This window comes from Nonomuraea sp. NPDC049784, assembly GCF_040659615.1.
In the GTDB taxonomy this organism is placed as follows: Bacteria; Actinomycetota; Actinomycetes; order Streptosporangiales; family Streptosporangiaceae; genus Nonomuraea.
Map to the genome: position 1 here is coordinate 1 of NZ_JBFAMX010000041.1, position 17,193 is coordinate 17,193.

Annotated in this window: 15 protein-coding genes and 2 pseudogenes; 5 read left to right on the forward strand and 12 right to left on the reverse strand. The window is 68.9% G+C overall.

The genetic code is table 11. The features are described from left to right. Both AB0J09_RS12550 and AB0J09_RS12555 read right to left on the reverse strand, forming a co-directional pair. Positions 1 to 527 (reverse strand): annotated as a pseudogene (locus tag AB0J09_RS12550) (hypothetical protein); the annotation flags it as partial. 113 nt (positions 528 to 640) lie between these two features. Further along, positions 641 to 1,753, reverse strand: a complete 1,113-nt coding sequence (locus tag AB0J09_RS12555) for a TniQ family protein (RefSeq protein ID WP_360689245.1) — start codon at positions 1,751 to 1,753, stop codon at positions 641 to 643. 131 nt (positions 1,754 to 1,884) lie between these two features. Here AB0J09_RS12555 and AB0J09_RS12560 point away from each other — a divergent pair, with 131 nt between their 5' ends. The 3 genes from AB0J09_RS12560 to AB0J09_RS12570 are packed head-to-tail and all read left to right on the forward strand — an operon-like array spanning position 1,885 to position 3,993. Then, positions 1,885 to 2,505, forward strand: a complete 621-nt coding sequence (locus AB0J09_RS12560) for a TetR family transcriptional regulator (RefSeq protein WP_360689247.1) — start codon at positions 1,885 to 1,887, stop codon at positions 2,503 to 2,505. Beyond that, positions 2,502 to 2,702 (forward strand): ferredoxin, encoded by a 201-nt coding sequence (locus AB0J09_RS12565; RefSeq protein WP_360689249.1) that lies wholly within the window; start codon positions 2,502 to 2,504, stop codon positions 2,700 to 2,702. Before AB0J09_RS12560 ends, AB0J09_RS12565 begins: the two co-directional genes overlap by 4 nt. 1 nt (position 2,703) lies before the next feature. Next, positions 2,704 to 3,993 carry a cytochrome P450 gene (locus tag AB0J09_RS12570; RefSeq protein WP_360689251.1) on the forward strand — a complete coding sequence of 430 codons (1,290 nt, stop codon included), beginning with the start codon at positions 2,704 to 2,706 and terminating at the stop codon, positions 3,991 to 3,993. A 106-nt stretch (positions 3,994 to 4,099) separates the two neighbouring features. On the opposite strand, the gene AB0J09_RS12575 is transcribed toward AB0J09_RS12570, so the two are convergent. The 4 genes from AB0J09_RS12575 to AB0J09_RS12590 are packed head-to-tail and all read right to left on the reverse strand — an operon-like array spanning position 4,100 to position 9,705. After that, the gene (locus AB0J09_RS12575) at positions 4,100 to 6,658 is read right to left on the reverse strand and encodes a glycoside hydrolase family 78 protein (protein ID WP_360689253.1); all 2,559 of its coding nucleotides are present in this window, start codon (positions 6,656 to 6,658) and stop codon (positions 4,100 to 4,102) included. A 7-nt stretch (positions 6,659 to 6,665) separates the two neighbouring features. After that, complete coding sequence (locus tag AB0J09_RS12580; protein ID WP_360689255.1) at positions 6,666 to 7,493, reverse strand: carbohydrate ABC transporter permease; 828 nt, start codon at positions 7,491 to 7,493, stop codon at positions 6,666 to 6,668. Continuing rightward, positions 7,490 to 8,410, reverse strand: a complete 921-nt coding sequence (locus tag AB0J09_RS12585) for a sugar ABC transporter permease (protein ID WP_360689257.1) — start codon at positions 8,408 to 8,410, stop codon at positions 7,490 to 7,492. The genes AB0J09_RS12580 and AB0J09_RS12585 overlap by 4 nt, the downstream gene beginning before the upstream one ends. Then, a complete protein-coding gene (locus tag AB0J09_RS12590) occupies positions 8,404 to 9,705 on the reverse strand; it encodes an extracellular solute-binding protein (RefSeq protein WP_360689259.1) in 1,302 nt (433 codons plus the stop codon). Before AB0J09_RS12590 ends, AB0J09_RS12585 begins: the two co-directional genes overlap by 7 nt. Before the next feature lie 231 nt (positions 9,706 to 9,936). Between AB0J09_RS12590 and AB0J09_RS12595 the strand changes: the two genes are divergently transcribed. Together AB0J09_RS12595 and AB0J09_RS12600 are read left to right on the forward strand one after the other, a co-directional pair. Continuing rightward, entirely contained in the window at positions 9,937 to 10,974 is a 1,038-nt protein-coding gene (locus tag AB0J09_RS12595; protein ID WP_360689261.1) for a LacI family DNA-binding transcriptional regulator, read from the forward strand. Positions 10,975 to 11,233: 259 nt separating this feature from the next. Then, complete coding sequence (locus AB0J09_RS12600) at positions 11,234 to 12,142, forward strand: hypothetical protein (protein ID WP_360689263.1); 909 nt, start codon at positions 11,234 to 11,236, stop codon at positions 12,140 to 12,142. 18 nt (positions 12,143 to 12,160) lie between these two features. Here the strand turns inward: AB0J09_RS12600 and AB0J09_RS12605 are convergent, their stop codons facing one another. From AB0J09_RS12605 to AB0J09_RS12630, 6 genes and pseudogenes are all read right to left on the reverse strand, one after another. Continuing rightward, positions 12,161 to 12,514 (reverse strand): YbaB/EbfC family nucleoid-associated protein, encoded by a 354-nt coding sequence (locus tag AB0J09_RS12605; protein ID WP_360689265.1) that lies wholly within the window; start codon positions 12,512 to 12,514, stop codon positions 12,161 to 12,163. A gap of 16 nt (positions 12,515 to 12,530) precedes the next feature. After that, entirely contained in the window at positions 12,531 to 12,884 is a 354-nt protein-coding gene (locus tag AB0J09_RS12610) for a hypothetical protein (protein WP_360689266.1), read from the reverse strand. A 79-nt stretch (positions 12,885 to 12,963) separates the two neighbouring features. Next, positions 12,964 to 13,296 (reverse strand): hypothetical protein, encoded by a 333-nt coding sequence (locus tag AB0J09_RS12615; protein WP_360689268.1) that lies wholly within the window; start codon positions 13,294 to 13,296, stop codon positions 12,964 to 12,966. A 74-nt stretch (positions 13,297 to 13,370) separates the two neighbouring features. Next, on the reverse strand, positions 13,371 to 14,045 hold the full coding sequence (locus AB0J09_RS12620; protein ID WP_360689306.1) for an alpha-L-arabinofuranosidase C-terminal domain-containing protein: 675 nt from the start codon (positions 14,043 to 14,045) through the stop codon (positions 13,371 to 13,373). Between the two features lie 20 nt (positions 14,046 to 14,065). Next, a pseudogene (locus tag AB0J09_RS12625) lies at positions 14,066 to 15,196 on the reverse strand (alpha-L-arabinofuranosidase C-terminal domain-containing protein); the annotation flags it as partial. 885 nt (positions 15,197 to 16,081) lie between these two features. Beyond that, positions 16,082 to 17,125: a LacI family DNA-binding transcriptional regulator gene (locus AB0J09_RS12630; RefSeq protein ID WP_360689270.1), complete on the reverse strand. Its 1,044-nt coding sequence runs from the start codon at positions 17,123 to 17,125 to the stop codon at positions 16,082 to 16,084. Between the last annotated feature and the right edge of the window lie 68 nt (positions 17,126 to 17,193).

Below are 17,193 nucleotides of genomic sequence, written 5' to 3' on the forward strand. Positions count from 1 at the left end.
CAGCCCGCCGCCGCGCAGCAGGCCGCGACCCGCTCGGCGGTCGCCTTCACCTTCGCGTCGTTCAACCGGCCGGGGTTCTTGACCTCCATCACCGTCGCCGAGCCGTCCACCCGGCGGACGAACAGGTCAGGGGTGGCCTTCCACGCGCCGCGATCATCCACGCCAAGCAACTGCATCGGCTGGCCGGAGAAGCCGGTCACCTCGGGATCGAAGTCCAGCATCGTCATCCAGACGCTCTCCAGATGCGACTCGCACTCGATCATCCGGTTCGTCGTGGAGGACCAGTGCGTGCTCGGTGTGTGTGCCTGATCGGCCCGGTGCGGGATCCGCCGGATCGCGCCGCAGTTCTCGAACGCCACCTCGGCGGCAGCTTCCAGCGGGAGCCGTTCTTCCTGCCTGTCCGGATGCAGGTAGCGAACTTGGACGCTGCGTAACTGTAGGTCGGCAGCCTTCATCGCGCCTCCCGAGACCGTAAGAAGCGGCTGCTCGCATCCATTCAAAAGCGTCGGCACGCCGAGCAGAACCATATGACGAAGGTCACGGTAGCGCTCTGTGGTCGACTTCGTGGCACTTTCCGGGCCAAGCATCTCAATCCAAGCCCGTTGGCTCAGAACAATCGATCCACCACTTCTCGCCTTGCTCACGACCGCCGAGTCTGCCCGCCGAGAGCGGCATCCAGAGCTGCGGTGAAAAACGCTGGCAGATCCATCTGCGTCAACGGATCTGGCCGCCGCTCCTTCCACCGAATCCGCGCGGCGGCGGCCAGTGGCATCAATCGGGCCACCAGCTCCGACTCCTCTTCCGCCGCGGCCACCTCCAAAGCCACCGCCAGCAGTCCCGCAGCTACCAACGCCGTCCGCGGAGCCATCCCGAAGCGGCCCACTGGCCCCGCCCGGTTCCACCGCTGCCCAGCAGCGGCCTCTGCGGCCAGCGCGCCCCGGTCATCCGCAGTCACATCCAACAGAGGGAGAACCTCCGGCACCCCCAGCCGGACCAGCATCGCCGTCGCTTTTAAGGCCGCGAACCACTGACCGGCACTCACCACCTGGCCCGCGAACAGCGCAGGCTGGCGGCGCATCGCCATCTCGAGCACGAGTTGTTGCTGATCAGCGAGTTCGTTACTCACCGCGATCGTACTGATCTGTGGGATCGGCTGATCGCATACGGCCCCGCTGAGGAGCGCACCGCATCGCAACGGAGCCGGCATCCGTGAGCGAGACAGACGCGCAGGCTGGCCGGCCGGGCCACGTCGCACGGCAACACGGCATCTCGGGCAGAGATCCACCAGCAGCATCCGATGCTCGGGACAAACCGCGGCCCAGCCCAGCTTCCACCAGACCGGCCACGCTCCGCCCGAAGCCGCCAGGCACTTCGGGCATGCCCGGCTGCCGAAGAACTGCACCCACTCACGGCCCTCTGCCAGGCGGACTGAGTCCTTTTCCCCCACGCGGACACCTGCCAGATCCACGGCCGAGCCGTCGAACACCTCCAGGTGCATCCCACGCACGACCTCGGCACTCACGCCTGTGGCAGCCCCGATCGCCCTGCAGGTCTCCGACGTCACAACAACGCCGTACGCCAGTGAACGGACATCGCTTGACGCATGTACATCCAGCCCTAACGCCTCGGCGATCATCCACACCGGACATCCGTTGCGTACCGCCATCCGATCAGCCCAAGAGGCGAACGATTCACCTGGCTGCGGCTCAACCACCAGTGCCAGACGCCGCCGCCGAGGGAGGCCAACTGTCATTTTGAGCTCTCACTATCAGGTCAACTATCAAGTACCGTGCCGAACTCTCAAGTTGAGGCGACGCCAGACACTGGCGGCCGCGTTGTCCGGGCGTCTTGACGTATGAAATGAACGAACTTTAAATTCCCTCCATGGGCCGCATCGCGGGCGTCACCGCAGCTGAGACGCGTGAACGGTTGCTGCAGGCGGCCGCCGAGGTGTTCGCCCAGCGCGGGTATGACGGCACGCGCGTGGCCGACATCGCTGCGGCGGCCGGCGTCAGCAACGGCGCGCTGTACGCGCACTTCGGCTCCAAGGCCGACCTGCTCGTGGCCGCGCTGGAGGCGCACGGGCGGCGGATGCTGGCCAACCTGTTCGCCGCGGACCCCGACCGGTCGGTCATGGAGCTGCTCCTCGTGATCGGCCGCTGGCTGCCGCGACGTCAAGGGGCTCCCGGCCACCTGATCGTCGAGGCACTGGTGGCGGCCCGCCGCGACGAGGACGTCGCCCGCCCGATGCGGGATTACGTGGGCGAACGTGCCGCCTGGCTCGCCGAGCTGGTACGCGCTGCCCAGGGCGGCGGCGAGCTGGACCCCGCGTTGTCCCCGGACGCGCTGGCCCACTTCTGCCTGCTGCTGTCCATGGGCAGCGCGCTCATCACGCCGGACCTGCACGCGGTGGACGACGGGGAGTGGGCGGCGCTGCTCACCCGCGTCGTGGCCGCCCTAGCCCGACCGACGACATCGCACACGGAAGCGGAGCACTCGCATTGAAAGTACGCATCGATTTTGACCGCTGCCAGGGACACGGCCGCTGCTACGACCTGGCCCCCGGCCTGTTCAGCGAGGACGACGAGGGCTACGGGCAGGTGATCGGCGACGGCGTCGTGCCGGCGGACGAGGAGAAGGCGGCGCACCTGGCCGTCGCCAACTGTCCGGAACGGGCGATCGTCATCATTGAGGAGTCGTGAGATGACCGTGGACGACCGCTTCGCGCGGGACTACCAGGAGGCCCGGGCGGACCAGCCCGTCGGCACGCGCAGCGAGATCGTCACCGGCCCTGTCTCCGACTGGGCGACCGACTTCTCGCACCTCGAGCCCGAATGGGCGGCCGACCCGTACCCGATCCAGGACGACCTGCGGCAGCGCTGCCCGATCGCGCACACCGACCGCTTCGGCGGCGGCTGGCTGCCGACGCGCCACGAGGACGTCGCGGCCATCGCCTACGACACCGAGCGCTTCTCATCGCGCTCGATCATCATGAGCAACTTCCGGCCGCCCCGCGAGCTGGCCCCCATGGGCGGCTCGCCGCCGATCTCCTCCGACCCGCCCTTCCACCACGACGCCCGCAAGCTGCTCCTCCCGGCGTTCACCAAGACGGCGGTCGCCAAGCGGGAGGCGGCCACCAGGGCGTTCTGCCACGCTTTGATCGACGCGTTAGAGGGGCAGGACGTCGTCGACGCCGCCCGCGACTACGCCCAGCACATCCCGATGCGGGTCATCGCCGACATGTTGGGCTTCCCTCCCGAGGACGGGCCCCGGTTCCGCGAGTTCGTCGAGAACACGCTCGAAGGCGTCAACCTGCCGCCGGAAGAGCGCATCGCGCGGATGGGCCGGCTCTTCGACTACCTGCTCGCCCAGATCCGCGACCACGTGGACCACCCGCGTGACGACCTGACGACGTACCTGATCGACGCCGAGCTGTACGGCCAGAAACTGGCCCCCTCGCACGTGGCCGGGACGATGGCGCTGCTGCTCATCGCGGGCATCGACACGACGTGGAGCGCCATCGGGGCGTCGCTGTGGCACCTGGCCAAGACGCCTGCCGACCGCCGGCGGCTGGTGGCCGAGCCCGGGCTGCTGCCGACCGCGATGGAGGAGCTCCTGCGGGCCTACGCGCCGGTCACGATGGCGCGGCTGGTCAAGGAGGACATGCGCTGGAACGGCGTGGACATGAAGGCCGACGACTGGGTCCTGCTGTCGTTCCCGGCGGCCAACCGCGATCCTGAGCAGTTCGTCCAGGCAGGCGAGGTGCTCATCGACCGCCAGGTGAACCGGCACGCCGCCTTCGGGCTGGGCATCCACCGCTGTGTGGGCTCGCATCTGGCACGCATGGAGCTGCGGGTCGCCCTGGAGGTGTGGCTGGAGCGCATCCCGGACTTCAGCCTCGACGACCCGGCGGCGGTCACCTGGGCGACAGGCCAGGTACGCGGGCCGCGCACGCTCCCCGTACGCATCGCCCGTTACACGACCGAGGCTTGATCATCTTCGGGGTGGTTCTCGTCATGGTGGCGGCCGGCACGGTGCAGTCCCATCCAGGTGGCGCTGCCCGGCCCGCCGCCGACGTCTCGACGGGCCGGGCAGCGGCTCACATCCGGGTGGTGAACGTGTGGGTGCCCGAGCCCACCTCCTGCGGGGCCGCTCCGGGCAGGTCCACCTCGGCGACCGTGCCCGGCGGCACGGTCGCGGTGACCGTGAGCGTCCTGCCCTCTCTGGACCAGGAGACCGACGCCGGACCGTACGGGGTGTCGAGGCGGGCCGAGGCGTGGGTCAGCTCCCGGCCGGGCCGGGGCGCGACGCGCAGGCGGCGGTAGCCGGGGGCGGCCGGGGCGAGGCCGGCCACGGTGCGGTGCAGCCAGTCGGCCACCGCCCCGAGGGCGTAGTGGTTGAAGGAGGTCATCTCGCCCGGGTTGACCGAGCCGTCGGGCAGCAGGCTGTCCCACCGCTCCCAGATGGTGGTGGCGCCCATCGTCACCGGGTACAGCCAGGACGGGCAGTTGCGCTGGAGCAGCAGCGCGTACGCCGTGTCGTAAGCGCCGACAGAGCAGAGCGCGTCGCAGATGAGCGGGGTGCCGACGAAGCCGGTGCCGATGCGGTAGTCGTCCCATGCGACCAGCTCGGCCAGGCGGCGCCCGGCCCGCTCTCGCTGCGCGGGCCCGTCCAGCAGGTCGAACGTCAGGGCCAGGGCGTAGGCGGTCTGGGTGTCGCAGGCCAGCCGCCCCGACGGGGTGACGAACTCGCGGCGGAACGCCTCACGCACCGCCCCTGCCAGCGCGGCATAGTGCTCGGCATCGGAGGAGTGCCCCAGCAACGCGGCCGCCTCCGCCAGGATCCCGGCGCTCCAGGCGTGGTAGGCGGTGGCGACGAGCGCGTGGTCGGTACGCGCTTTGCCCGGGTTGTCCGGCGGCGCGGCCGGGTCCAGCCAGTCGCCGAACTGGAAGCCCTCGTCCCACAGGTGGTCGTCGCCGGTCAGCCGGGCCACCTGGTCCACCCACGCCTTCATGCTCGGGTACTGCTGCCGCAGCAGCCCGAGGTCGCCGAAACGCTGGTAGAGCGTCCAGGGCACCAGCACCGCGGCATCGCCCCAGGCCGCGGTGGGAGCGGTGCCGAACACCAGCTCCACCCACGGCACGTAGTGCGGCACAGTGCCGTGCTCGGCCTGGTCGGCGGCCAGGTCGGCCAGCCAGGACGACAGCGGGCCCGCGCAGTCGTACAGGAAGGCGGCGGCCGGGGCGAAGACCTGGATGTCGCCGGTCCAGCCGAGCCGCTCGTCGCGCTGCGGGCAGTCGGTGGGCAGGTCGACGTAGTTGCCGCGCATGCTCCAGCGGACGTTGTCGTGCAGGCGGTTCAGCAGCGGGTCGGAGCAGTCGAAGTCGCCGGTGGGCCGCATGTCGGTGTGGCAGACCACGGCCTGGATGTCGGCCGGGTCCAGCTCGCCGGGCCAGCCGTCGACCTGGGCGTAGCGGAAGCCGTGCACGGTGAAGCGCGGCTCCCACTCCTCGGGTGTGTCGTCGCCGCGCAGCGTGTACTGGTCGAGCGCCGCCGCGTCGCGCAGCGGCCGCAGGGCCGGCGCGCCGTCCTCCAGGACCTCGGCGTGCCGGAACGTGACGGTGTGCCCGGCCGGGCCCTGCACGCGGATGCGCAGGCGGCCGGCGATGTTCTGGCCGAAGTCGAGGATCGTCTCCCCGTCCGGCCCGGTCAGCACCTCCACCGGGGCGAGCGTCTCCACCCGGCGGACCGGCGGGCCGGTCGGCGCGACGAGCAGGGCCGGGTCGTGCGGCAGCGCGTCGGCGGGCAGCCAGGCCGCGTCGTCGAAGCCGGGCTCCGACCAGCCGGACGGCACCAGGCGGGCGTCGTGCTTCTCGCCGTCGTACAGACCGGCCTCGGTGACGGGGCCGCTCGCGCAGCGCCAGCTCCCGTCGGTGACGACCACGTCGGTCGTGCCGTCCTCGTAGGTGATCTCGAGCTGGGCGATGAGCGCGGTGCGGTCGCCGTAGACGGCGGTCTTGCCGCCCGCGAAGCCGACGCGTCCGCGGTACCAGCCGTCGGCGAGGGTGGCGCCGATGGCGTTGGCGCCCGCGGTCAGGAGATCGGTGACGTCGTGCGTGCGGTAGCGCAGGCGGTGGCCGTAGCTGGTCCAGCCGGGGGCCAGCACGTCGTCGCCCACGACCTGGCCGTTGATCTCGGTCTCGTGGATGCCGTGGGCGGTGACGTACAGGCGGGCCCGTTGGACGGGGCCGCGGACGGTGAAGTCGCGGCGCAACAGCAGCGCGGGGCCGTCGGGGACGCCCAGCAGTTCCAGCGGCGGCGCGGCCGCGCCCGCCTGCCAGTCGGCCGGGTCCAGCAGGCCGGCCTCCGTCCACGACCATTCGCTCCAGTCGCTGGCCGAGCCGTCGCGGCCGTGCACGCGTACCCGGGCCGCCCGGCGCTCGCGCGAGCTCAGCTCGCCGCCCGGCCAGGGCACGAGCACCGACTCCGCCGACTCGACCCGGCCGGTGGCCGTGCCGTCGCTGAGCTCGATCTCGTACGCCTGCTGCTGCCAGCCGGGAACGTCCGTGGTGACGGTCCAGGACAGGCGCGGAGCGCCTTCGCCGATGCCGAGGGGATCGCGGTGGTGTTCGAAGGCGGGCGTCGTACAAACGTGCATGGGTCTCCTAGCCCTTGATGGCGCCGGCGGTCATGCCGGCGACGATCTTGCGGTTGAAGAAGATGAACAGCAGCAACGGTGGGATCGTGATGAGCACGATGTCCATGAAGAGCAGGTTCCACTGGGTGTTGTACTGGCTCTGGAAGTTGTAGAGGGTGACCTGAACGGTGGCGTTCTCATCCCCAGGGGTGAAGTAGAGCGGGTTGACGAAGTCGTTGAAGATGGCCACCGAGCTGGTCAGGATCACGGTGATGGTGACCGGCCGGAGCAAGGGAAAGATCACCCGGAAGAACAGGGTGAACCCGGTGCAGCCGTCGATCATGGCGGCCTCGTCCAGCTCGCGGGGGATGGCCGCGACGAACGCGCGGAACAGCAGCACCGCGTACGCCAGGTTGAAGGCCACCTCGATCAGGATCAACCCGGGGAGGGTCTTGAACAGGCCGAGCGCCTGCAGCAGCCAGATCGTCGGCACGATCGCGGGCGGGATGATCAGCCCGGACAGCACCAGGAAGTTGGCCACCGAGCCGAGCCTGCCCGCGCGGCGCTGCAGCACGAACGCGGCCATCGCGGCGAAGACGACGAGCAGCGCCACCGACGCCACGGTCAGGACCGTGCTGTTGACGTACGCGCGCAAGAGCACGAAGTCGCGTGCCTCGATCACCTCGGTGAGGTTCTGGACGATGGGCCAGTTGGCCGGCCAGGCGAAGTCGAGGTCGGTGGCCTGGGTCTGGTCCTTGACCGCGGTGAGCAGCATGAGGGCGAACGGGACGAGGAAGATCACCGCCGCCAGGACCAGGGCGACGGCCTCGGCGCCGAGCCTTCGCAGAGCTGTCATGCGGCCACCTGCCTTTTGCCGAGGAAGTAGTTGAGCGGGACGGCGATGGCGGTGACGACGACGAACAGCAGCACGTTGCCCGCGGTCGACAGGCCGAAGAAGCCGGCCTGGTACTGCTTGTAGATGATCGAGGCGATGGTGTCGCTGGTGAAGCCGGGCCCGCCGCGGGTCATCGTCCAGATCAGGTCGAAGGAGCGCAGGCCCCCGATGAACGACAGGATGATGACGGAGTAGGTGGCGGGCCAGCTCAGGGGGAGGGTGACGTGGCGGAAGCGGTGCCAGGCGCTGCCGCCGTCCACGGCGACGGCCTGGTAGTAGTCGCGGGGGATGGACAGGATGCCGGCGATGTAGATGACGGTGGCGATGCCGACGCCCTTCCAGACGTCGACCAGGGCGACCGACAGCAGCGCCGTGTTCGCGTCGCCGAGCCAGTCGGGGCCGTCGATGCCGACCACGGCCAGGGCCTTGTTGACCAGGCCGGTGTCGGGCCGCAGCAGTGCGCTGAAGGTGATGCCGACCGCGACCGTGGAGACGAGGACGGGGAAGAACACCACCGAGCGCAGGAAGCCGCGCAGCCGCAGCTTCGAGGTGAGCAGCACGCCGAGCAGCAGCCCGATGACGACCTTGAGGCCGCTGGTGACCACGGCGTAGAAGAGGGTGTTGGCGAAGCCGATGCGCAGGTTCTGCTCGGACAGGAAGTCGCGGAAGTTGTCCAGGCCGACGAAGGTGCTGTCGAACAGGGTCCAGCGGGTGAGCGCGAAGTAGAAGGCCATGACCGTCGGCACCAGGAAGATGACGAGGTAGACGACGGCGGCCGGCAGGTAGAGCGCGTAAGGGTAGGCGGACTTGCGCCTGGCCGGGCGGGCGAACTCCTGCTCGGGCATGAGGTGGGGTCTGGCCGCCTGCTTGGTCACCACCCCGCGAGCCCCAACTGCTTGGCCTGCTTCTCCACGTCCTTGTCGTACTGGGCGGCGCCCTCGGCGGCCGGCGTCAGCCCGGAGCCGACGGCGACGGTGATCTGCTCCAGCGACGGGCCCTTGACCGGCGAGACGAACTCCAGCGCCGGCGCCGTGGCGCCCTTGTCGATGTAGGTTTGCAGGTCCTTGGCCACCTGCACGGCGTTGTCCGGCAGCTTGGCGCCCTGGATGCGGTACGGCCCCGCCGGCTGCACGGCCTTGCTGATGGCGTCGGCGGCGGCGGGCGAGGCGACGAAGGCCAGGAACTTCTTGGCCGCGTCCAGGTTCTTGGTGGTCTTGGGGATGTAGATGCCCGCCGGCTCCCAGATGGTGGCGCCGTTCTTGGCCGGATCGGTGCCGGGGATGCCGAAGAATCCGACGTCGGTGGCGGCCTGCGGCATCGAGGCGACCAGCGGCGGGACCTGGGCGCTGAGCATCGGGTAGTGCGCGCCCTTGCCCTCGATCAGCAGCTTCATGCCCTGGTCGGCGGTGGCTGAGCCGAAGCCCTCGTTGAGGTAGCCCTTGGCCTTCACGTCGGCCAGGTGCTGGAAGCCGGCCAGCGCGGCAGGGGTGGTGGCGAACTTGGCCTTGCCCGCCGTGTAGTCGGCGGCGAAGTTCGGCACCGCGGCCTGCACGTTGTAGTAGTCGCCCAGCACGAACAGCTGCGAGGTCCAGGTGTCCTTGAACGTCGAGATCACCGGCGTGACCCCGGCCGCCTTGATCTTGTCGTTGTTGGCCATGAACTCGTCCCAGGTCGTGGGCACCTTCAGGCCGAGCTTGTCGTAGACCTTGCGGTTGTAGAGGATGCCGCCGCCCATGGCGGTGCCCGCGGGCACGCCGTACGCGTGGTCGCCCTGGGTCACCACCGGCAGGAAGTCCTTCTGGACGTTCTGCAGCACCGGGTCGCCGGTGAGGTCGACCAGGGTCTGGGCCGGGTTGAGCGCCTGGAGCAGCGACCCGGAGTTGTACAAGAACACATCCGACATGTCGCCCGTAGAGAGCCTGGTCTTGACGATGTTGTCGCCCTCGCTGCCGGCCGGGCGCGTCTCCGTCTCAATCTTGATCTTGGGGTTGGCTTGCATGAAGGCGTCCGTCATGGCCTTGGCCATGTCGACCGCCCCCTGGCCGTTGTCAACGAGGAACTTCAGGGTGACAGTGCCGTCGGCGGCCGGCTCGGAGCCCGAGCCGCAGGAGGTCAGGGCAGTCATCGTGAGAACGGCCAGGGCCGCTCCCGCCACGCGATGAGAGGTCTTCACAACGCCCCTCCGGGTCCGTTGAATCGTTTTAACGCCCCCCGATGCGAGTTAACGTAGGCGTTACTTGGTATGGCGTCAAGGCTCGATTTGAGGAACGGTCCCCAATCGTGACCCACGTGGGACCCCCGATCTGACGGTCGTCGGATGTTTGAAATGGGTATCGTTACTCATCGCGGCATCGGGCTTGAGCTCGTACAATCAGGTCGCGTCTAGTCGAACGAGGTGCGGCAGATGGTCACGCGCGACGGGCGGCGGCGGGTGACGATCACCGATGTGGCCAGCCATGCCCAGGTCTCCACCACCGCGGTGTCGAAGGTTCTGCGCAACGCCTACGGCGTCAGCGAGGCGATGCGCGCCAAGGTGCAGGCCGCCATCGACGAGCTCGGCTACCGCCCGCACGCCGCGGCCCGGGCCATGCGGGGGCGCACGTTCACCATCGGCGTGGCGCTGCCGCACATCAGGAACCCGTTCTTCGCCGACATCCTCGACGGCCTCGACGAGCAGATCGCCGGCGCCGGCTACCAGGCCATCATCGTCCAAGGCAGCGGCCGGGACGCCGAGGCAGAGAGCCGCGCGATGGACGCCCTGGTGGACCGGCAGGTGGACGGCATCCTCATCGTCGCCCCGATCATCGCCAGGGCCCAGCTCGAGGAGATGGCCAGGAGCACGCCCACCGTCGTGCTCGGCCGTCACGATCGCTCGGCGGTCTACGACTCGGTGCTCGACGACGACGAGGTGGGGGCCGAGCTCGCCGTCGAGCACCTCATCGCGCTCGGCCACCGCCGCATCGCGCACATCACGCAGAAGGACGTCGGCCCGTCCCGCTCCGTCGCGCTGCTGCACACCATCAGGGCCAGGACGTACGAGCGGGTGATGACCGAGCACGGACTGGCCGAGCACGTCGCCATCGCCGCCACCTCCTACACCGAGGAGGGCGGCTACCAGGGCACGCGCGAGCTGCTGGCCCGCACGCCCCGCCCCACCGCCGTCTTCGCCGGATCCGACCAGGCCGCCTTCGGCGCGCTCGCGGCCATCCACGAGGCCGGGCTCGCCGTGCCCGGAGACGTCTCCGTGGCCGGCTACGACAACGCCCGCGTGACCGCGCTCGCGCACATCTCGCTGACCAGCGTGGACCAGGACGGGGCCATCATGGGGAAGACGGCCGGGCGGCTGCTGCTCGAACGCATCGAGGGGCGCACGTCCTCGGTCCGCTTCTCCGTCACGCCCACCCTGGTCGCCCGCCGCTCCACCGCCCCGCCGCTCGTCTGAACCTCGGCGGTCGGAGGGCCGGCCCGCCAGAAGGTCACGCCCTCCTTGCTGCCGCCCCAGAGGCAGAAGGTGCCTCTCGATCTCGAACGAGTCCGCCGCCGAGTGGATCGCTGGCCGATAAATCTCCACATTTCATGCTCTAAATAGGGAGATTGGCCAGCTTATGGGGCTAGCGTGGCAGATGATATTGACGGGACGATCGGATGAACCTCTGATCCCGAAGATCAGGGCGTCCGGCGGTGGAGAAAGGGTCTGCTACGTGAGTCCATCCCCCAAGTTCCTCCCGAAGGCGGGGTTCTTGTTCTCCGCCGTCGGCGTCGGCGGCGTGGTCTTGCAGATGCTGGCCGTCGCTTACCCCGATGGCGACCCGGCCAAGGCGCGCGAGGCCGCGCAGCTGTTGCGGCAACTGGCCAAGCGGGTGGACGCCAGCCTGGACGACGTGGAGGAGGTCGCGAGCAGGGTATGGCGGCCGCCGAGCTCCGGCGCGGGCATCGACGCCTTCAGGAAATACTTCAACGACGAGGTCGCGCCCTATCCGCCGCGGGTGTCCGCGTACCTCCGCGGGCTGGCCGACGCGGTCGACGACTACGCGGACCTGCTGGAGCAGACTCAGCACGCGCTCCGGACGATGGCCATGATCCAGTGGCTCGAGCTGCTGATGTTCTTCTGCTGGCCGGCGATCGACAAGAAGGTCCAGGTGCTGATCAACTGGGCGATGCGCAGGAAGCAGGCACGGCTGCTGCTCAAGATGTTCAATCATGCGGTGGGGAAGCGGTTCATCTACGCCGTGGGGGGCAGCCTCGCCTACACGGTCCTCGACCAGGCGGTCGTCGACGGGCTCAAGCTGGCGAGAGGCGAGGACATGGGGTCGTGGGGCGACCGCGGCGAGTACATGGTGAAGAACTTCGCGGCGGCCATGGTCTTCTACCACGTGGATCCCGCCAATTTCGGAAAGGCCGCCAACCTGCTGCCGAAGAACCAGGCGGCGCAGAACGCCATCGTGTTCTTGACCGGGTCCACTATCTTCACCACTACGGGGAACGCGCTCAACCGACCCGGCGACGTGATCGACGATCCGTTCAGCCTGTTGCCCACATGGAACCAGATGCTCGCCAAGCTGGGTGTCGCCGCAGGCCAGGACCAGTTCAGGCGCTGGCGCCGATACTGACCTCCGGTGACCACGTAGCTAGTCCTGGTTGAAACGCCTGACCTCGTCGGCGAACGGGGTCAGGCCGTCCGTCAGCATCCCGGCCATCTGCGTGGTCAGGTCCGCGGCGGCGTCGCTCGCGGCGGCGAGCACCGCCTCCGCAAGCGCGTCCGCGCCGAGCCGCATCGCCCGCGGGTCGATGCGCAGGCTGCCGAGCGCGCCGCTCGGCAGCACCTCCGCCTTCACCTGGCCATTGGCCGCCTCACCTCGCCCGCGGATGGCATTGAGGCTCTCCTGCAATTCTTCCAGCGGCCGGGTGTCGGCTTGGAACTCGGCGAGAAAGCGGCGCATCTCTTCGTCGAGGAAGGGGGCGCCGTCGTCTGGTGTGGTCATCAGGTCTCCAAAAGTGTCAGGGGGTGAGCTTTCCGTCCGACTTCGAGTACTCGGGTGGGTCGGACACTTTCGGCAGGGATTCGATGGTGGCCCAATGCGCGACCTCGAAGCCGGTCTTCATGCCGGCCAGCCGGTTGGCGACCTCGGGATAGACGTCGCGCAGCGCGTTGACGTACGTCTCGGCTTTCTTCAATGCGGTGGAAAAGCTCTGCCTGAACGTGTTCGCCGTCTCATCGGTGCCGGCGAAATCGCCCAGGGCGGCGATGGCGTCGAGAATCCCACGGGCATCCCTCGTCAGCTCATCGTGCTCGGTGGTGAATCCGCCGGCCGCGCTCGTGAAGGTGCTCCCGCGGACATTGGTGTCCGGCATACCTGGGCGTTGAAGACCAGGCGAGGTCGGCGAAGGTGTCGGAGTGGGGTAGGTGGGAGCAGAAGGAGTCGGCGACGCCTCAGGCGTCTTGGTGGGCGTCGGGGTGGTTGTGGTGCTGGGGGAAATCGGGCTCGGGGTGGGTGCGGGTGTCGTGGGGCTCTCGGTGGCTGTCGGGCTTGAGGTGGCTGTCGGGCTTGGGGTGGCTGTCGGGCTTGGGGTGGCTGTCGGGCTTGGGGTGGCTGTCGGACTGGGGGACGTCGGGCTCGGGGTGGGTTCGGGGCTTGTGGGGCTCGCTGTGGGTGTTCCCGTGGGGGTGGGAGTGGACGAGGGTGTGGTCGATGGTGACGGAGTGGTTGAATCTGTCACAGACATGACATTCTCCTCGCCGGTGCGCCTTAGTGTGCCGTCGCAAATTGTCTACTCTACCTAGAGGGATAGTATATTTTGCGGCCGTCCCGGGGATTGCCCCCAGGACGGCTCAGGGCGTCAGCGTTCGGTGAGGCGGATGAAGGTGACGGAGTCGGCGGGGAAGTCGTAGGTGAAGGCGTTGGAGAAGCCGGTCATCTTCCGCTCCACGGGCTTCACCTTGGTGGGTTCTGTGAGGGAGTTGACGTCGGCCGGCGCGCCGGTCAGGGAGGTGACCGTGGCGGTGGGGCGGACGCGGGCGCCGTCCAGAGTCACGGCGCTGCGCACGCCGGTGTCCTGCGCGTTGACGACCTTGAGCGTGACGGAGTCGCCGTCCCTGGAGACGACCTGGTAGAGCGGCTCAACGGCGGCATTGTCGACGAAGTCGTTGATCTTCTGCCCGTCGAGCCAGGGGTGATCCTGCGCCCGTTCACCTGGATCTTGACCTGGTAGTCGCGGCCGGTCTCGACCGTGGTGCCCGAGGAGGCGATCTGCGTCTTGCCGCCGTTGGCAGCCTTCTCGATGGCCGACTGAGTGTCGCCCCAGCCGCCGATGTTCCACCAGTAGAAGTTGCCGGTGTCGCGCACGCCGAACATGATCAGGAAGCCTTCGGCGCCGCCGGTCTTGCGGGCCTTCACCTCCATCGTGTAGTTCGACCAGTCGGCCGAGCCCGCCGTCGAGCGGGCATCGGTGACGTCGGCCGTCTGTACGTACGCGCCGTCCTGAACGGCCCACGTGCCCTGACCGGGCGTCCACCGGGAGGCGCCGCCGGAGAAGTCGTCCGACAGCAGCACGGTGCCGTCGGCCGCGGTCACCTTGACGTCGTCGTAGCTGACCTGCGTGGCCCAGGAGCCGAGCCCGACCGCGCCCTTGATGTCCTCGGCGGGCTTCGCCTCGCCCTGGAACGTGCTGGGCTGGATCCGGTCGCCGAGGTTGGTGGAGAACAACCGCTGGACGTAGTAGTTCGGCGAGCCGTAGACCTGGTCGTTGTCGAACCAGATGAGGTCCGGGGCCCAGTTCACGTAGTCGACGTTGGCCAGCAGCGGCGCGTACGAGGCCAGTTCGACCACGTCGGAGTTGCGCTCGAGGCCTGTCATGTACGACGCCTCCGCCAGCGCGTTGTGGAAGGTGTTGCCCCTGGAGGCGTACTCGCCGGCGAACACCTTGGGGCCGTTGCGGTCGTAGGTGTCGTAACGGTGATTGTTGATCAGGAACCAGTCCGGGCTGTTGTAGTAGTGCTCGTCGACCAGGTCGGCCTTCTGGTCACGGGCGACCTGCCACATCCGGTCGAACCAGGCACCCTGCGACGTCTGCCCGGAGTTACTGATGATCTTGATCGACGGATACCTGGCCCTGATCTCGTCGGCGAACTTCGGGTAGTTGGCGAAGAACTCGGGGTAGATCTCCTCGTTCCCGAGCCCGATGTACTCCAGCCCGAACGGCTTCGGATGCCCGAGCCGCGCCCGCTTCTTGCCCCACTCCGAGGTCACGGGCCCGTTGGCGAACTCGATCAGGTCGAGCGTGTCCTGCACCCATCGGGCCAGCTTGGCCTCGTCGGTCAGCGGCCGGTCCTCGCCGCACCCGTTCACGCCCACCGACAGCACCGGCAGCGCCTCGGCCCCGATGTCTTCGGCGAACTGGAAGTGCTCGTAGTAGCCGATGCCGTAGCTCTGGCAGCCCCAGAAGTTGAAGTTGGCAGGCCGCTCCTCGACCGGCCCGATCGTCTCCTTCCACTGGTAGATGCGCCGCCGGTCCTGGTTCACCGAGTACGGGTCGTAGGTGCCGACGTTGGTGACGCACCCGCCGGGGAATCGTACGAACCCCGGCTTCAGGTCCGCGATCATCTGGGCCAGATCCGTCCGCAGGCCGTGCCCCTTGAAGGTGCCGCGCGGGAACAGCGAGACCATGTCCAGGTCGGTGCGGCCGCCCGTGGCCTGCACGATCAGGCGGCCCGCGTCGGTGCTTCCCGAGGAGGTGAACGAGGCCTTGTACTTGGCCCAGCCGCCGGCCTTGACGACGCCGCCGGCGGAGCCGACGTGGGCCAGCCCGGCACGGACGTAGTTGTCCCAGTCCTGCCAGGCCACCAGCCCGGCGTCCTGGAAGTCCAGTGCGACGGGGGCGCTGACCTTGGTGACCACCTCGAAGTGGAGGTGTCGAGGTGGAGCGCGCCTCCGGAGAGCGACCAGCGGGAGTCGTCAGGCGACAGGACCGTCCAGTCCGGGCCCAGCGTGGTGCCGTCGAACTGGTCGACGACGGCCCCTTCCGGGATCGGATCGGCCGCCGCTGACGCCGGCGGCGCCGCCGGCGTGCCGGCTAAGAGCAGGATCGATAACGCGATTCGTTTCATGAGTGGGGGGCTCCTCCATGAAGTCAGCGTTAACAGGGGGTGTGAGCTCTAGGCCACGACTCGGACGCTGGTGGACATGGGACGTCGACGCCTCAGGGAGCACCGTCACGGCGAAGCCTCCGGCGCCGGCCACGGAGATCGTCGCATGGACGGCGCCGGCCGATCGGCTCGTGATCACGCCTTCGCGCACCTCGACGTCCGGATGGCCGGTGCTCAGCACGAGGTCCGGGCCGAGGGACGTCCCCGAGACGAGGACCGGCGGCAGAACGACGCGGTCACACGCTTGCAAGGAGCCGCGGAATGGCATCTGCGTCCTCTCCCGAGAGTGCTGTTAACGCTAACATTTAACATTCGAAGCTGACGGCCGCGATTTGCGTCACGTTAGGCAGCTGTTATGAGGCTGTCAAACTCGAGTTACGTACGGAAAGAATCCAGAAAGTTTCGGTCAGCCGGCGGGGCGCGCGGTGCTGCCCCGGATGATCAGTTCGGTGCCCAGCTCGACCCGGCTCTGCGGCAGCGGCTCGCCCTGCGCGAGCTTCATGAGCATGCCGGTGGCCGCGGCGGCCATCTCGGTGAGCGGCTGGCGGACCGTGGTCAGCGGCGGGTTCATCCACTCCATCGGAGGCAGGTCGTCGAAGCCGACGACGCTCAGGTCGCCGGGAATGCGCAGGCCCAGCTCGTGGGCGGCGCGGTAGGCGCCGGTGGCCTGCCCGTCGTTGCAGGCGAAGATCGCGGTCGGTGGGTTGGGCAGGCGCAGCAGCCGGTGGGCCTCGGCCCGGCCGCCCTCGATGAGGAAGCCGCCCGAGCCGATCAGGGTGGCGTCGGCGGCCACTCCGCCCAGGTCGAGCGCGGTGCGATAGCCGTCGAGGCGGGCCCTGCTGGACAGGGCCCAGTCGGGGCCGGTGATGATGGCGATGCGGCGGTGGCCGAGGTCGAGCAGGTGGCGGGTGGCCGACAGGCCGCCGCTCCAGTTTCCCGCGCCGACCGAGGGGACCCCGGGTCCTGGGTCGCCGGACGGGTCGAGCAGGACGATGGGGATGTCGCGGGTGACGAGATGCTGGCGCTGGTCGTCGGTCAACCCCGAGAACACCCCGATCACACCCGTGGGGCGGCGGCTCAGCACGCCATCGATCCAGCCGTGACCTGCGGGTTCGCGGTCCGGCCTGTCGGAGATCACCACGGCGAGGTGGTGCTGGCGCGCGACTTGGTCGACACCCTTGATGATCTCGACCGGGTACTCGCCGTCCAGCGCGTGGAACACCACCTCCACCAGGGGGGCGGGACTGACGCGCCGCCGCTGCCTGCGGTAGCCGTGCCGCCGGATGAGGCCCTCGATGAGGGCCCGGGTCTCGGGGGCGACCTCGGAGCGGCCGTTGACCACCTTGGAGACGGTGGCGGTGGACACGCCCGCCAGCTCCGCCAGCTGGGTGATGGTCAGCGGCCGGGCGGGGGTGGCGTCGGTGTCGAACGGCTCCTCGGTCGCGGTCATGGGCGCAGTCTAGCCCGATTGATTTCGGAGATCTTACGGACGTGTTCTTGACGGGTTTCGTAACGGCT

What these genes read in the sequence shown, in the direction of transcription:
- AB0J09_RS12555 (WP_360689245.1), bottom strand. Translation starts at nt 1,753, where the DNA reads ATGACAGTTGGCCTCCCTCGGCGGCGGCGTCTGGCACTGGTGGTTGAG.
- AB0J09_RS12560 (WP_360689247.1), top strand. Translation starts at nt 1,885, where the DNA reads ATGGGCCGCATCGCGGGCGTCACCGCAGCTGAGACGCGTGAACGGTTG.
- AB0J09_RS12570 (WP_360689251.1), top strand. Translation starts at nt 2,704, where the DNA reads ATGACCGTGGACGACCGCTTCGCGCGGGACTACCAGGAGGCCCGGGCG.
- AB0J09_RS12575 (WP_360689253.1), bottom strand. Translation starts at nt 6,658, where the DNA reads ATGCACGTTTGTACGACGCCCGCCTTCGAACACCACCGCGATCCCCTC.
- AB0J09_RS12580 (WP_360689255.1), bottom strand. Translation starts at nt 7,493, where the DNA reads ATGACAGCTCTGCGAAGGCTCGGCGCCGAGGCCGTCGCCCTGGTCCTG.
- AB0J09_RS12595 (WP_360689261.1), top strand. Translation starts at nt 9,937, where the DNA reads ATGGTCACGCGCGACGGGCGGCGGCGGGTGACGATCACCGATGTGGCC.
- AB0J09_RS12605 (WP_360689265.1), bottom strand. Translation starts at nt 12,514, where the DNA reads ATGACCACACCAGACGACGGCGCCCCCTTCCTCGACGAAGAGATGCGC.
- AB0J09_RS12610 (WP_360689266.1), bottom strand. Translation starts at nt 12,884, where the DNA reads ATGCCGGACACCAATGTCCGCGGGAGCACCTTCACGAGCGCGGCCGGC.
- AB0J09_RS12630 (WP_360689270.1), bottom strand. Translation starts at nt 17,125, where the DNA reads ATGACCGCGACCGAGGAGCCGTTCGACACCGACGCCACCCCCGCCCGG.